The organism is Polaromonas sp., assembly GCF_031411155.1.
Classification (GTDB): domain Bacteria; phylum Pseudomonadota; class Gammaproteobacteria; order Burkholderiales; family Burkholderiaceae_C; genus Polaromonas.
The window spans coordinates 22,030-35,935 of sequence record NZ_JANOAL010000142.1 but is presented as its reverse complement, the minus strand read 5'-3'; the positions used below and the strand labels follow the sequence as shown (position 1 = coordinate 35,935).

14 protein-coding genes are annotated in these 13,906 nt (G+C 53.1%); all 14 read left to right on the top strand.

The genetic code is table 11. The features are described 5' to 3' along the window. Window positions 1–945, top strand: a 945-nt coding sequence (locus RMO23_RS09585; RefSeq protein WP_309680867.1) for an SDR family NAD(P)-dependent oxidoreductase, incomplete at its 5' end; no start/stop codon positions are given. A 186-nt stretch (window positions 946–1,131) separates the two neighbouring features. After that, entirely contained in the window at window positions 1,132–2,226 is a 1,095-nt protein-coding gene (gene rfbB, locus RMO23_RS09580) for a dTDP-glucose 4,6-dehydratase (RefSeq protein WP_309680865.1), read from the top strand. Then, window positions 2,223–3,113 carry a dTDP-4-dehydrorhamnose reductase gene (gene rfbD / locus RMO23_RS09575; protein ID WP_309680863.1) on the top strand — a complete coding sequence of 297 codons (891 nt, stop codon included), beginning with the start codon at window positions 2,223–2,225 and terminating at the stop codon, window positions 3,111–3,113. Before rfbB ends, rfbD begins: the two co-directional genes overlap by 4 nt. Before the next feature lie 58 nt (window positions 3,114–3,171). Then, complete coding sequence (locus RMO23_RS19695; protein WP_405041589.1) at window positions 3,172–3,405, top strand: hypothetical protein; 234 nt, start codon at window positions 3,172–3,174, stop codon at window positions 3,403–3,405. Continuing rightward, the gene (locus RMO23_RS09570) at window positions 3,320–4,240 is read left to right on the top strand and encodes a glycosyltransferase family 2 protein (protein ID WP_405041588.1); all 921 of its coding nucleotides are present in this window, start codon (window positions 3,320–3,322) and stop codon (window positions 4,238–4,240) included. The genes RMO23_RS19695 and RMO23_RS09570 overlap by 86 nt, the downstream gene beginning before the upstream one ends. Further along, window positions 4,218–4,892: a GNAT family N-acetyltransferase gene (locus tag RMO23_RS09565; protein ID WP_309680859.1), complete on the top strand. Its 675-nt coding sequence runs from the start codon at window positions 4,218–4,220 to the stop codon at window positions 4,890–4,892. The genes RMO23_RS09570 and RMO23_RS09565 overlap by 23 nt, the downstream gene beginning before the upstream one ends. A 157-nt stretch (window positions 4,893–5,049) precedes the next feature. After that, on the top strand, window positions 5,050–5,421 hold the full coding sequence (locus RMO23_RS09560; RefSeq protein WP_309680856.1) for an SMR family transporter: 372 nt from the start codon (window positions 5,050–5,052) through the stop codon (window positions 5,419–5,421). After that, window positions 5,414–6,307 (top strand): hypothetical protein, encoded by an 894-nt coding sequence (locus tag RMO23_RS09555; RefSeq protein WP_309680854.1) that lies wholly within the window; start codon window positions 5,414–5,416, stop codon window positions 6,305–6,307. Before RMO23_RS09560 ends, RMO23_RS09555 begins: the two co-directional genes overlap by 8 nt. Continuing rightward, a complete protein-coding gene (locus RMO23_RS09550; protein WP_309680851.1) occupies window positions 6,307–6,921 on the top strand; it encodes a class I SAM-dependent methyltransferase in 615 nt (204 codons plus the stop codon). The genes RMO23_RS09555 and RMO23_RS09550 overlap by 1 nt, the downstream gene beginning before the upstream one ends. 216 nt (window positions 6,922–7,137) lie before the next feature. Further along, window positions 7,138–8,241, top strand: a complete 1,104-nt coding sequence (gene rffA, locus RMO23_RS09545; RefSeq protein ID WP_405041587.1) for a dTDP-4-amino-4,6-dideoxygalactose transaminase — start codon at window positions 7,138–7,140, stop codon at window positions 8,239–8,241. A gap of 137 nt (window positions 8,242–8,378) precedes the next feature. Further along, complete coding sequence (locus RMO23_RS09540) at window positions 8,379–10,115, top strand: hypothetical protein (protein ID WP_309680847.1); 1,737 nt, start codon at window positions 8,379–8,381, stop codon at window positions 10,113–10,115. A gap of 203 nt (window positions 10,116–10,318) precedes the next feature. Further along, entirely contained in the window at window positions 10,319–11,323 is a 1,005-nt protein-coding gene (locus RMO23_RS09535) for an acyltransferase family protein (protein ID WP_309680845.1), read from the top strand. A gap of 165 nt (window positions 11,324–11,488) precedes the next feature. After that, window positions 11,489–12,973: a flippase gene (locus RMO23_RS09530; RefSeq protein ID WP_309680842.1), complete on the top strand. Its 1,485-nt coding sequence runs from the start codon at window positions 11,489–11,491 to the stop codon at window positions 12,971–12,973. Next, complete coding sequence (locus RMO23_RS09525) at window positions 12,970–13,905, top strand: glycosyltransferase (protein ID WP_309680840.1); 936 nt, start codon at window positions 12,970–12,972, stop codon at window positions 13,903–13,905. Before RMO23_RS09530 ends, RMO23_RS09525 begins: the two co-directional genes overlap by 4 nt. The last annotated feature ends 1 nt before the right edge of the window (window position 13,906 follow it).

Sequence of the window (13,906 nt, the reverse complement as noted above, 5' to 3'; positions counted from 1 at the left end):
TGGCGCCTGTGGGACTACTGGGAGCGGCATCTCGACCCGGACCTGCACATTGACCGCTCGCTCAAGGGCACCGTCGGCGGCAAGGTGGTGCTGGTCACCGGCGGCTCATCAGGCATTGGCCTGGCCGCCGCGCACAAGTTTGCCGAGGCCGGCGCCATCACGCTCATCTGTGGCCGTGACCAGGACAAGCTCGACGAAGCCTGCAAGGAAGCCAAGGCCAAGGGCTACAGCTTCGTGGCTTATGCCGCTGACATAGCCGACATGGCCGACTGCGACCGCTTCATCCAGCTGCTGGTGGAAAACCATGGCGGCGTTGATTTCCTGATCAACAACGCGGGCCGCTCGATTCGCCGCGCGATCGAAGCCAGCTACGACCGGTTTCACGACTACGAGCGCACCATGCAGCTCAATTACTTCGGCTGCCTGCGCGTCACCATGGGGCTGCTGCCCGGCATGGCCACCAAACGCAAGGGCCATGTGGTCAACATCAGCTCCATCGGCGTGTTGACCAATGCGCCGCGCTTTTCGGCCTACGTGGCGTCCAAAGCCGCGCTGGACGCGTGGACGCGCTGCGCATCGAGCGAGTTTGCCGATGTCGGCATCAGCTTTACCACCATCAACATGCCGCTGGTGCGCACCCCCATGATTGCGCCGACCAACCTGTACAACAACGTGCCGACGCTGTCGCCCGAAGAAGCCGCCGACATGATTGCGCAGGCCTGCATTTTCAAACCGGTGCGCATTGCCACCCGCCTGGGTATTACCGGCCAGGTGATGCATGCGCTGGTACCGCGCATTGCACAAATCGCGATGAACACCAGTTTTCGCATGTTCCCGGACTCGTCAGCCGCCAAAGGTGCCAAGCCGGGCGACAAGGGGGCCAAACCGCAGTTGTCGGCGGAGGCGGTGGCCATGCAGCAGATGATGCGCGGGATTCATTTTTGACGAAATCTGGAAAATCTCGCGAAAGTGGCGCCGGCTTTATCACAACCTGCCTGTGACGGGCGTACCGGGAAGTTGTGAATACCAACAATCAAGCATGCAGTGGTGATGGGATAATGAAAGGCCATGGGTTGGGCTGGCAGCCTGCCTCATTCCAGATCCCACCTCCCACCGCCACAGAGGGTTTGCATGATTTTTGTTACCGGCGGCGCCGGCTTTATCGGTGCCAATTTTGTTCTTGACTGGCTGGCGCAAACGAATGAGCCGGTCGTCAATATCGACAACCTGACCTATGCGGGAAACCTGGAGAACCTCGCGTCCCTGAACGCCGACCAGAGGCATGTTTTCGTCAGGGGCGATATAGGCGATTCCGGTCTGCTGGCCAGCCTGCTGGCCAGCCACCAGCCGCGCGCCGTGCTGAATTTTGCGGCGGAGTCGCATGTAGACCGCTCCATTCACGGACCAGAAGACTTCATCCAGACCAATATCGTCGGAACCTTCCGCTTGCTGGAAGAAGTGCGTTCCTACTGGACGCGGCTGGATGGCGAGGCCAAACAGGGATTCCGCTTCCTGCATGTCTCCACGGACGAGGTCTATGGCTCTCTGGGCAAACAAGACCCGGCCTTCACCGAAACCCACCGCTACGAGCCCAACAGCCCCTATTCGGCCAGCAAAGCCGCCAGCGACCACTTGGTGCGCGCCTACCATCACACCTACGGCCTGCCGGTGCTGACCACCAACTGCAGCAACAACTACGGCCCCTACCACTTCCCCGAAAAGCTGATCCCCCTGATGATCGTCAACGCGCTGGCCGGCAAACCGCTGCCGGTCTATGGCGACGGCCAGCAGATCCGCGACTGGCTTTATGTGAAAGACCATTGCAGCGCCATCCGCCGGGTGCTTGAAGCCGGCAAGGACGGTGAGGTCTACAACGTGGGTGGCTGGAACGAAAAGCCCAATATCGAGATCGTCAATATCGTCTGCGCGCTGCTCGATGAACTGCAACCCCGCGCCGATGGCAAAAACTACCGCGAACAGATCAGCTACGTCAAGGACCGCCCTGGCCACGATCGCCGCTACGCGATTGACGCCAGCAAGCTGGAGCGCGAACTGGGCTGGAAGCCGGCCGAGACCTTCGAGACCGGCATCCGCAAGACCGTGCAGTGGTATCTGGCCAACCCGCAATGGGTCACCCGCGTACAGAGCGGCGCCTACCGGGAGTGGACCAGCAAGCATTATGAGCACGAGACCATCCAGGGTTCGGCGGCAAGGGCCGCTGCGTGAAGATACTGCTTCTCGGCAAAAATGGTCAGGTCGGCTGGGAACTGCAGCGCAGCCTTGCCCCGCTGGGTGAACTGGTGGCGCTGGACCGCCACAGTGTCGATCTGTGCGGTGATCTTGGCAATTTGCCGGGACTGGCTGCCACGGTGCAGCAGCTTCGCCCGGACGTGATCGTCAATGCTGCCGCTCACACTGCGGTGGATAAAGCCGAGAGTGAGCCCGCGCTGGCCCGCGCGCTCAACGCCCAGGCGCCCGGCGTGCTGGCGCAAGAGGCCGCCAAACTCGGTGCTTTGCTGGTGCACTACAGCACCGACTACGTTTTCGATGGCATGGGCCATCGCCCCTGGACGGAGGCCGATACTCCGGCTCCGCTTAATGTTTACGGCAAAACCAAACTCGAAGGCGAACAGCGGATTCAGGCGGCCTGCCCGCGGCACCTGATTCTGCGCACCAGCTGGGTCTATGCCGCGCGCGGCAACAACTTTGCCAAGACCATGCTGCGACTGGCGCAGGAACGGGAGCGCCTAACTGTGATCGACGACCAGTTTGGTGCGCCCACGGGCGCTGACTTGCTGGCCGATGTGAGCGCGCACGCCATCCGACAGTTGCTGCAGAGCCCTGCCAACGCGGGGCTTTACCACCTGGCGGCGGGCGGTGAAACCAGCTGGCATGGTTATGCAAAATACGTTCTAGCCCAGGCGGAATATGCGCAGTCAGCTCTCAAAATAATAGCAAAAGAGCTTGCTCCGGTTCCTGGCAGCGCCTTTCCGACCGCTGCCCGGCGTCCGCACAACTCGCGGCTGGACACCGGCAAACTGCAAACCGTCTTTGATTTGCGCCTGCCCGACTGGCAGCGGGGCGTGGATCGTATGCTGGCGGAAATTCTCTAGCAGATACACCTCATGACACAAGGATGGTGGGGACTGGACAGAAACACAATGGAAGGCCATCGCACAGAATTACCGCCGTGCGCCGCATTTCCAGGAAGTTTCAGCGGCATCCGAGCCGTTCTGCCGGCAGCAGGACGGCCACTATCTTGAACGACATTACTACGCCAGCATCAAAAATGACGCTCCCCCCTCATCTTTCGGTCGTTATTCCGGTGTACAAAGCCGAGAAATGTCTCGACGAGCTGTATATGCGCCTGAAGGCCGCGCTGGAAAGCGTCTCACCAGATTTTGAAATTGTGCTGGTCGAAGACTGTGGTGGCGACAACTCATGGCAGGTGATCGAGCGGCTCGCAGCGGTTGACCCTCGTGTGCATGGCATTCAGTTCAGCCGCAACTTTGGTCAGCACTACGGCATCACCGCTGGGCTGGATTACTGTCATGGCGACTGGGTGGTGGTGATGGATTGCGATTTACAGGATCGCCCGGAGGAAATCCCGCGTCTGTATGCAAAGGCACTGGAGGGCTATGACGTCGTGCTGGCGCGGCGCCGCGCACGGCGCGATCCGCCATTAAAACGCATCACCTCATGGCTGTTCTACAAGATATTCAGCTATCTGGCGGATATCGAATACGACGGAGCGAGCGGCAACTTTCGTATCATGTCGCGCACGGTGGTGGCGAACTTCCGCCGTATGGGCGAGCAACTGCGCTTCTTTGGCGGAATGGTGCAGTGGATGGGTTTTCCCACTTCCAGCATAGAGGTGAAACACGCCGAGCGTTTTGAGGGCAAGTCTACCTACACCTTCGCCAAGCTCTGGAAGCTGGCTTCCGAAACCATCATCGCCCATTCCGACAAGCCGCTGCGGCTGGCCGTGCGTTTCGGCTTCATGATGGCGTTTTTCTCTTTTTGTTACGGCATGTACATTCTGGGACGCGCGCTGTTTTACGGCTCGTCGATTCCCGGCTGGAACAGCCTGATCGTCTCGCTATATTTCATCGGTGGGATCATCATTGCCATCCTCGGCATCCTCGGCATCTATCTTGGCAAGACTTTCGACGAAAGCAAGAAGCGGCCTCTGTATATCATAAGGCGGGCAACCTTCGATGAGCCAAGTACCCCTGATTAAGGCCACGCCGTGGGACATGGCGGCGTTTGGCATTCCCACCTGGGAGTTGCTCGAATACTCTGCGGCTGCGCTGCAGCAGGCTGCACGGACAGCGGGCCACCACACACTCAAAGTGGATCCATTGGCGGATAAGCGACTGCTGCACGAATATGAATTTTATTACTGTGATACGTTGATCGAACCATATTGCCACGCGGCTCGACTGCGCCTGGCGCAGCATCCTGACGCGACCATCTCCAAAGAAATCGACGCAGAGCAGGTACTGGCAATCTGCCATGGCGCATTTGCGCATGGTCGCTTCCATCGCGATTTCAATCTATCGAAGGCGGCCGCAGACCTGCGCTATGACAACTGGCTGAAGCAATTGCTTGATGCACAGCATGTTTATGGCCTGCGCTGGCAGGGCGTTTTGGCAGGATTCATTGGTTATAGTGGTAATAACCTGGTATTGCATGCACTGGCAGCAAGGTATCGTGGAAAGGGTTTGTCTAAATACTGGTGGAGTGCGGTATGCAACGCACTGCTGGAAAATGGAAACGAGAAGGTGAAAAGCTCGATTTCGGTTACCAATCTCGCCGTTCTTAAACTGTATGCTTCTCTCGGTTTTTCCTTCAATAACTCGCAAGATGTTTACCATCGTTTAGTGCCATGAGTTATTTCTTGTGTGGCAGCTAATTCGTCTTGGTTTGATGAGCGTGATAATCAGGGCAGCATTTTTTTACTCGCTCATACCGATATCGGCCTTCAACCAATAACAGCAAGATCGAGTTTCGCATGGTTTGTTGAGGCACCTGTTTAATGAGAAAAAAGTGAAGACTTATTATTTAATGATTTTGCCCATTGCACTGTTGGTCACCTACAGCCAACTCATGGTAAAGTGGCGATCGAATGCGGCGGAGGATTTCGTGGCCGCCAGTTTTCCGCAATATCTTGTAAAATTCTTGACCGATCCGGTGATTTTGTCGGCATATGCAGCAGCACTCTTCGCGTCTTTTGCTTGGCTTTATGTGGTTACAAAGCTTCCGCTGACCGTGGCGTTTCCTGTCTATATTGGGGTCACCTTCGCCATGGTGTTGCTTGGAGGGTGGTTCTTTTTGGGGGAGACCCTAAGCACCCCAAAAATTATCGCTGTGATGTTGATTCTGTGCGGGATTGTCTTGGGGGTTACCGCCGATGCATGATCCTGCGCAAGCTTCCTCCATCGAGGGCTGGTTAGCTGATATTCGCGCATATTTCATCGACACGGCGCCAGACTTGGTATCGTTGTTCGAGACTTACGCGGCAGAAGCGGTTTTTGGGCGGCGTTACATCGCAATGGACTTGGAGGGTCTGGAGCCCGGCGCGAGGATTCTCGAGGTTGGCGCCGGCCCACTGTTGCTCAGTTGCCAGTTGGTTAGGGAGGGCTTTCAAGTCACAGGTCTCGAACCCACCGGTAGCGGTTTCTCGCACTTTGAGCAGATGCGCCAGATGGTTCTAGAAAGGGCCGTCGCGTTGGGTTGCGTTCCCCGAGTCCTTAATCTGACCGCTGAAGCCCTGGCCGAATGCAACAGTTTTAACTACGCATTTTCGGTGAACGTGATGGAGCATGTGGATGAAGTTGAACGTGTAGTGGCCAATGTAGGTAACAGTCTCATCGTGGGCGCAAGCTATCGTTTCACCTGCCCTAACTATCTTTTTCCTTATGAACCGCACTTCAATATGCCCACTTTATTCTCCAAGCGACTTACGGAGCGGGTGCTCGCCGGAAAAATACTTGGCCACAAAGAAATGCCTGACCCGTCGGGAACATGGAAGTCGCTTAACTGGATCAATGTAGTTCAAGTTCGGAGTATTGCTAAACGGCTTCCGAGGCTGCGACTTACCTTCAATCGTCGTTTTCTGGTTTCTACCCTTGAACGTCTTGCGTTCGATCAGGAATTTGCAGGTCGTCGATCCCCCGCAGTACGTAAAGTGCTTTTGTTATTGGTGCGGTTACGGTTGCATCAATTGCTCCGATTCATGCCGGTCATGCTCCAACCCATCATGGATTGCAGAGTGCAGAAAATTTCTGATTCGAGAGGGTATTGATGGCACAGATAACCCGTGGAGTGAGGGCCATCCTGTCTCATCCATCTATTTATTCCTCGTTTCAGTCATTTATGGGGGCGCATAAGCTACGGCAGGATTTTGTTGCGGATTTTGTGAAACCGTTTTCCGGAATGAAAGTGCTGGACGTGGGTTGTGGTCCGGCGGATATTCTGGCCCATCTGCCCGATGTCGACTACTGGGGATTTGACATCAGTGAGAACTATATAATTCAGGCGCGCAAACGATTCGGCGTGCGTGGCGAATTCCACTGCAAGCAACTCGAGATGACAGACCTGGAAGAGTTGCCGGCATTTGATGTGGTTCTTGCTCTCGGTTTGCTTCATCATCTTGATGATCCCGTGGCAATAGACTTCATGCAGTTGGCCGCGAAAGCACTCAAGCCAGGCGGCAGATTGCTGACGATCGATCCATGTCTGGATTGTTCGCAGAACCCGATTGCCCGCTTTCTGGTTCGGAACGATAGAGGCCAAAATGTGCGATACAAGGCCGGCTACGAGGCGCTCGCAAGGGCGGTTTTTGAATCGCCACATATCGCCGTGCGGCACAGAGCGTGGATTCCCTATACCCACTGCTTCATGGAGTGTCAGAAATAATGGAACTCGTTAGTAAATCATGAATTTCACTAGTCTTGCCGGCGATAATCGGTGTCGGCGCAAGCAGCCAGCAAACACATCCAGGTGGTTCGACGCTTTATGGGGTCACACGCCTAACTGTGAATATCGCGACTATCTTTCTGGTGTGGTGGTCGAAACCCGCAGGCCAGGAGGTTTACCGTGAGTGACGAAAAAATCCAGTTCAACCGGCCTTACATGACGGGTAAGGAACTCTACTATATTGCCGAAGCCAAATTCGGAAATATGCTGGCTGGGGATGGCCCATTCACAAAGCGTTGCCATCGCTGGATTGAAGAGAAGACCGACTGCGCCAAAGCGCTGCTTACCCATTCATGCACGGCGGCGCTGGAGATGGCGGCCTTGCTGCTGGATATTGAACCCGGCGACGAAATCATCATGCCTTCCTACACCTTTGTGTCCACTGCCAACGCGTTTGTCTTGCGCGGTGGCGTGCCGGTATTCGTGGATATCCGCGAAGACACGCTCAACCTGGATGAACGGCTGATCGAAGCAGCCATCACCCCACGCACGAAAGTGATCGTGCCGGTGCATTACGCCGGCGTGGCCTGCGCGATGGACACGATCATGGATATCGCGCGCCGTCATGGTCTGAAGGTGGTGGAAGATGCTGCCCAAGGCGTCATGTCCAGCTACAAGGGCCGAGCGCTGGGCAGTATCGGTGACCTGGGAGCCTTCAGCTTTCACGAGACCAAGAACGTGATTTCCGGCGAGGGTGGCGCTCTGTTGGTCAATGACTCCGAATTGGCATTGCGGGCTGAAATAATCCGGGAAAAAGGCACTGATCGCAGCCGTTTCTTCCGCGGCGAGGTGGACAAATACACCTGGCAGGAGGTGGGGTCATCGTTCCTGCCGGGAGAGCTCATCGCTGCCTTCCTTTGGGCGCAACTGGAAGAGGCGCAGGCCATCACTGCCCAGCGCATGACTAGCTGGAGGCATTACCATGCAACGCTTGCCTCGCTAGAGGCCAAAGGGGTGCTGCGCCGACCCGTGATACCCGAGGACTGTGAGCACAACGCGCATATGTACTACGTTCTGCTTGCCCCTGAGGTAGACCGCCAGACCGTGTTGAGCGAACTCAAGCACAACGGGATTTATTCGGTCTTCCACTATGTGCCGCTGCACTCGTCGCCCGCCGGGCAGCGCTACGGGCGGGTGCATGGGGCGATGGAGGTGACCAATAAGCAGTCCGAATGCCTGGTGAGGTTGCCGCTGTGGGTTGGGTTGACAGAAGCCCAACAAGATCGGGTTGTGGATGTGCTTGCTAGTGCAATTTGTTGAATGAGTTGAGCCTGGGGCAACTAATTAAGCAAACGAGTGGCGTGGTTGCTGCGTTGTCAATGCCTGGATCAAAGCACCGATGAAGGCAATATTAATGGCGTTAGCTGCCTGTCATACCCAATCTGCTGGAGAGCTATTTGAATCAAATCAATACCAAGCGCCCCTTTTCTTTTAAAGTCAGAACAGCCAATCTTGCAATGACTTTTGAAGTCGTTATTGCATTGGGAATAGTGCTGGCTGTGTTTTTTCTCACATGGCGTCGTCTTTTTTTTGGTGTGGACTTCACTGATGAAGCCTTCTACATTGCGCTTCCGTACCGTTTTGCACTGGGTGATATTCCGTTAAAAGATGAGCAGAATATTGCCCAGTTTGCAGGCGTGCTTCTCATACCTTTCATGCGGCTATTTTTGTATTTACAGGGGAATACGGAGGGCATTGTTCTATTTTCAAGACATCTCCATTTTGCTTTTACCGTGTTAGTCGGCTTGAGTGTCTATATCGCCATACAACGGACCTTGCGTTGGCCGCTTGCGCTTATGGTTTCGGTTATCTGCGTGGTATTTGTTCCTTTCAATATACATGGGCTTAGCTACAACACGATGGGCTGCGGGTTTTTAACGATAGGATGCTTTCTGGGCATGGTCGACCAGGGTCGGGGTTCAGCATCGCGATGGGCCTATTTCTTTTCGGGGGCCAGTCACTGCCTGGCAATTTTAGTTTATGCACCGCTGCTAGTGGCTGTATGCGCATATGCAGCAATTATCTTGTTTAACGATAACTATCAACGAGTGCAACGGGTGAGTTATATCTGCGGAGGATTACTGGCGGCGGTAATACCTCTAGTGCTGGTGTTGCAGGCCGGAGTAGGTTCGCTAAGCCTGATGATCGATTATTTAAAATCCGTTGGAGTGCAGGGAGGTGGATGGAAAAAAATAGCGGATGTCAGCCTCGATTTTTGGCTGCAATCACCGCGTGTAGGCACAATAGTGACGGGCATGGCAATTCTTGGAATTTGGCATTGTTTCAAACCACGATGGATGCGCTTCGTGCTTCCTTTCCTGCCCTTATTGCTGGTTTTCTACGCACTAAGCGCCAATGGCACCGCGTCACTTTACTTCGTGATTGCAGTCAGCTTACTAGGCCCATTTATCCACCCTTTTGTCATCCATGACAAATTTGGGAAAAATTTATTCAGGCTAATCTGGTGGCCATCTTTTATAGGGGGTTTGGTCACTGCCTGGTCGAGTGGCAATGGCACGGTGAATGGGGCTATTGGCATGTTTCCCGCTGCACTGGCTTCGACGATACTCATAATTCGTGCGTTACAATTGATGCCGAGTATTGCCAAGAATATGCGCATAACGCAAGGTACGTTGATGCCAGTAACTCCTGCGCTAATTATCGCACCCTTGCTTATCGGGGGATATGCCGATATCTATGGAGAGTCAGTGCCGCGGACATCCGCATTAACTGAGCGCGTTACTGCCGGGCCTTACCGCGGCATTAAAACGACTGAGCCGAAGAAAATTTTCCTGAACACATTTTCCCGTGATCTGGTATTGCTTTTGGAGCCCAATGACACGGTTCTATTTTTCAGCGACTTTCCGGCTGGTTATCTGTTCACTAATGCTCGTCCGGCTACCAATTCGGTATGGCTGTCGTCGCTTGGAGCGAAACCACCTGACCTGACACCTACATTTAAATACTATCAAGCAAACGGCATCAAGCCAAGCCTGGTTTTTATGCTTAAAAAGTCAAATAACTCTAGTGGATTGCTTGCTGATATGGTCAATGGGGATGAGTATCGTAAAGTATTTGACAGTGAGTTCTACGGTGTTTTTCGCAGGCAGCAAGAGACTGAATCTAAAATCTGAGCCAGATTGATTCTCTAACCGAAGCGGCCAGAAAAAAGAATTTACCAGAATTCAACTTTTGATTTTTGCTGGTCCGGTGGTGCGGGCACTGTTTTATTGAATGCACTTTCATTTTCCGGATTTTCGTATACCTCTCGTAAATCCGGGATGGCTTGCGGATAGCTAATTTTGTTGATTGCAATATTGTTGATAGGTTTCCCGGTATGGATGGAAGAATAAGTCTGCTGCGTGTTTTGGCCTGTTTTATGGTGGTTCTATTGCATGTTTCAGGAGAAAATTTCAATTCTTTTGGCGCCAAATGGTGGGCTGCCAATTTTTTTGATTCCCTGACCAGAGCCTGTGTCCCCATATTTTTTATGATAGCGGGTGCCACCTTGCTTTCAAAAAATGAAACGCTAGCAATATTTTTTGAGAAGCGCTTTCTCAGGATTATTCCAGCGTTGCTCTTTTGGTCTGCCTTTTATCTTTGGTGGTTGTGGCATAACGGCGTAGCGGTCGGCAACTGGGCCGCGGCAATCTTGTCCGGCCCAACAATGTTCCATCTCTGGTATTTTTACGCAATTATTGGTCTGTATTTGTTCGTACCGGTGTTGCGAAAGTTTTATCAACATAGCACCAGAACAGAGCAAGCCTGGTTTATCGCGGCGTGGTTCGTGGTTTCATCCGTCTACCCAACCATGTACAGCCTGTCGCACGATCCGTCGTGTGGCTATTTACGGCTTGGATTGTTGGCAGATACCTATCATCTATCTTACTTCGGCGGATACATCGGCTACCTTATTTTGGGCGCCTTTCTTGCCGATGGAAAAGGCAGCGTAAAAAACGGAGCAGCCATTTTTATGATTGCTTCTATCGGCACTATGGCCGGGACCTACCTTATATCCAGGCATTTCGGAGCGCCATGTGAGTTCTTTTACTTGTATCAAGCACCGCTTGTCGTGATGGCCGCATGTGGGCTGTTTCTGGCTTTTATGGGAATGCAAAATGGCGCACCTTCGAAAGTAGTGGCCGCATTTTCTGATTGCTCTCTCGGCATCTATTGCATTCACGTATTTATAATAGATCCTGTGTTTAGGCGTGCAGGCATTTCGGCAACCGTGGGTAACCCCTGGATAACCTCTTTAACAACCGCAATGGGGGTGTTTGTGGTTTCATTCGGCGTGATCTATCTCGCCAGAAAAATCAAGCCATTCCAGTATGTTACCTAAATTATCCCGATTAACGATCAGGGGCTTGCAAATGGGCATATCGGAAAAATGGGAACCGGCGCGCATGCGCCTGAGTAACATCTCGAAGCCCGTTGCCCACATTAAAATGAGCGGAATGACGATTAGTAATAGCTATAGAGATTGACGGAGATTTCGTCCAACCACATGCTTATCCGGAACACGCTTTACAACTTATTGGGCTTGGGACTGCCGCTTTTGGTGGCGATAGGTTCGATGCCGGTGCTTATTCACAGCTTGGGTGATGCACGTTTTGGCGTGCTCACGCTCATCTGGGCAGTGGTCAGCTATTTTGGATTATTCGACCTGGGCCTTGGTCGTGCGCTTACGCAACAGCTATCCGTTTTGATCGCTGAAAAGCGTGAGCATGATATTCCCCCGTTGGTGTATACCAGTCTGTTGCTGTTGGCCGGATTAGGGGTGTCCGCCGGTGTACTTATGTGGTGGGGCGCGGCATGGGGCGCTCAACGCATATCCTATAGCGGCGACATCAATGAAATCATCGGTTCCGTCCGCGTGATGGCGGTGGCCATGCCTTTCATTGTGCTTACATCAGGCTTGCGAGGCATCCTTGAGGCCAAGTCTGCGTTTGGCGTCATCAACCTGATCCGGTTGCCTATGGGTATTTTTACCTTCATCGGCCCCGTGGTGGTTGTGCTTGGATATAAAAATGACCTTGTCGCGGTCACCGTAGTACTCACCGTGGGCAGGGTAGTCGCCTGTGTGGTCCACGCTTATTACGCCGCACGCAGCTTGCCGGGAGCATTTGGTGACAGACGCTATCGCCCTGAGTTGATCAAAACGCTCCTGGTGTCAGGTGGCTGGATGACGGTCAGCAACATCGTCAGTCCCTTGATGGGGTATCTGGATCGCTTTCTGATAGGTGCGACCATTTCGGCGGCCGCGGTTGCCTATTATGTGACGCCGAACGAAATGCTCACCAAGCTATGGATTATCCCGGGTGCCTTGACCGCGGTGTTGTTCCCGAGATTTGCCAGCGACTTGATAGAAAATAGCCAGGATTCTACCTTGTTGTTCAGAAAAGCGGTCACGATACTTTTTTTGGTGATTTTTCCAATAACACTATTTGCGGCTGTCTACGCTAAAGAGATTTTGCAGTTGTGGATTAACCCGGAATTTGCAGGGAAAAGTTATATTTTGATGCAGGTTTTTTCCTTTGGAGTTTTAATTAACTGTCTCGCACATATTCCTTTTACCCTTATCCAGGGCGTAGGGAAAGCTAGGGTCACTGCTTTGATTCATACGGCGGAATTGCCTCTCTTTGCCATGGCATTATGGTTGAGTGCGACGCATCTGGGGTTAATTGGCGCCGTATTAGCCTGGCTGGCCAGAATGCTGATCGATACCCTTATCATGTTTGTTCAGGCAGGAAAAATTATTGACCTCAAGAAAATAGTTTATCAGCCATCCAGACTGGTGATTCTCTTCGGGCTTGTGATGCTGTCATTTTTTATCAGTTTGATTCCGTCTGTACCCTTCAAGACGATACTGTTTTTTGCTGCCAATATAGTTATATATGCATATTGCTGGCGCTTTATTGTTGGTGAGAATGAGCGTGTGTGCGTTATTGAAAAAATGTTTGTCGCTAAACGCTTTCATCGCCCGAAATGACTACTAACACTTATCCGCTTGTATCGATTGTGACGCCAGCCTACAATCAGGCCGAGTACTTGGCCGAGACCATCGAGAGCGTGCTGGCGCAGGACTACCCGAATTTGGAATACATAGTGCTTGACGATGGTTCGAGTGACGAAACTCCAGCAATATTGCAGCAATATAATGGCCGCATTCAGCATGAGCGCCACTCAAATATAGGACAAGCGCGTACTCTGAACAAGGGGTGGCAGCGAGCACGCGGTACTTACCTCGGTTACCTGAGTTCCGACGACCTACTTTACCCCGGTGCAGTACGTCAGTTGGTTGCGCTGCTTGAGAGCAATTCATCTATCGTATGTGTTTTCCCCGACGCCAACCTCATCGATGATCGCTCGCGGGTGACCAAAAAGAATGTCTGCCGACCCTTTGGCCTGGCCGAGCTCGTCGTACGGCAAGAGTGCTATATTGGACCGGGAGCTTTGTTCAGACGTTCCGCCTTCGAGGTTGTTGGTGGTTGGCGGCCGGAGTTGAGATTGGCGCCTGACAGGGAGTTCTGGATTCGAATGGCATCCCAGGGTCGCATTGAGATGTCTCCCAGTGTGCTGGCGGGCTACCGATTGCACCCCCAGTCAATCTCCTACAAGGATGTCGCAGAGGAGGTTGGTCGGGAATATCTTCTGGTGCTTGACGAATATTATGGTTCGGAAAATGTGTCCCCCGAGATCGCTGCCCGGAAAGATGAAGCCTATGGCTACGCGCATTTATTGCTGGCGCGCAACAATTTCCGTGCTGGCCGGCTTAAGCGGGGATTGGAGCTTTATAGCCAGGCTTGTAATTTGCATTCGGCATTGCGCAGTAGTGAAGTAAAAATAAAAATACTAAGAAATATTTTCAGCAAACCTCTGCGCGCACTACTTTCAGCTGCGCGCTCGTTGGTTAGCAGGTGAG

Excerpts from the sequence above, each read along its gene's own strand:
- RMO23_RS09555 (WP_309680854.1), top strand. The coding sequence starts at position 5,414 with ATGCATGATCCTGCGCAAGCTTCCTCCATCGAGGGCTGGTTAGCTGAT.
- rfbB (WP_309680865.1), top strand. The coding sequence starts at position 1,132 with ATGATTTTTGTTACCGGCGGCGCCGGCTTTATCGGTGCCAATTTTGTT.
- rffA (WP_405041587.1), top strand. The coding sequence starts at position 7,138 with ATGACGGGTAAGGAACTCTACTATATTGCCGAAGCCAAATTCGGAAAT.
- RMO23_RS09530 (WP_309680842.1), top strand. The coding sequence starts at position 11,489 with ATGCTTATCCGGAACACGCTTTACAACTTATTGGGCTTGGGACTGCCG.
- RMO23_RS09565 (WP_309680859.1), top strand. The coding sequence starts at position 4,218 with ATGAGCCAAGTACCCCTGATTAAGGCCACGCCGTGGGACATGGCGGCG.
- RMO23_RS09525 (WP_309680840.1), top strand. The coding sequence starts at position 12,970 with ATGACTACTAACACTTATCCGCTTGTATCGATTGTGACGCCAGCCTAC.
- RMO23_RS09535 (WP_309680845.1), top strand. The coding sequence starts at position 10,319 with ATGGATGGAAGAATAAGTCTGCTGCGTGTTTTGGCCTGTTTTATGGTG.
- RMO23_RS09550 (WP_309680851.1), top strand. The coding sequence starts at position 6,307 with ATGGCACAGATAACCCGTGGAGTGAGGGCCATCCTGTCTCATCCATCT.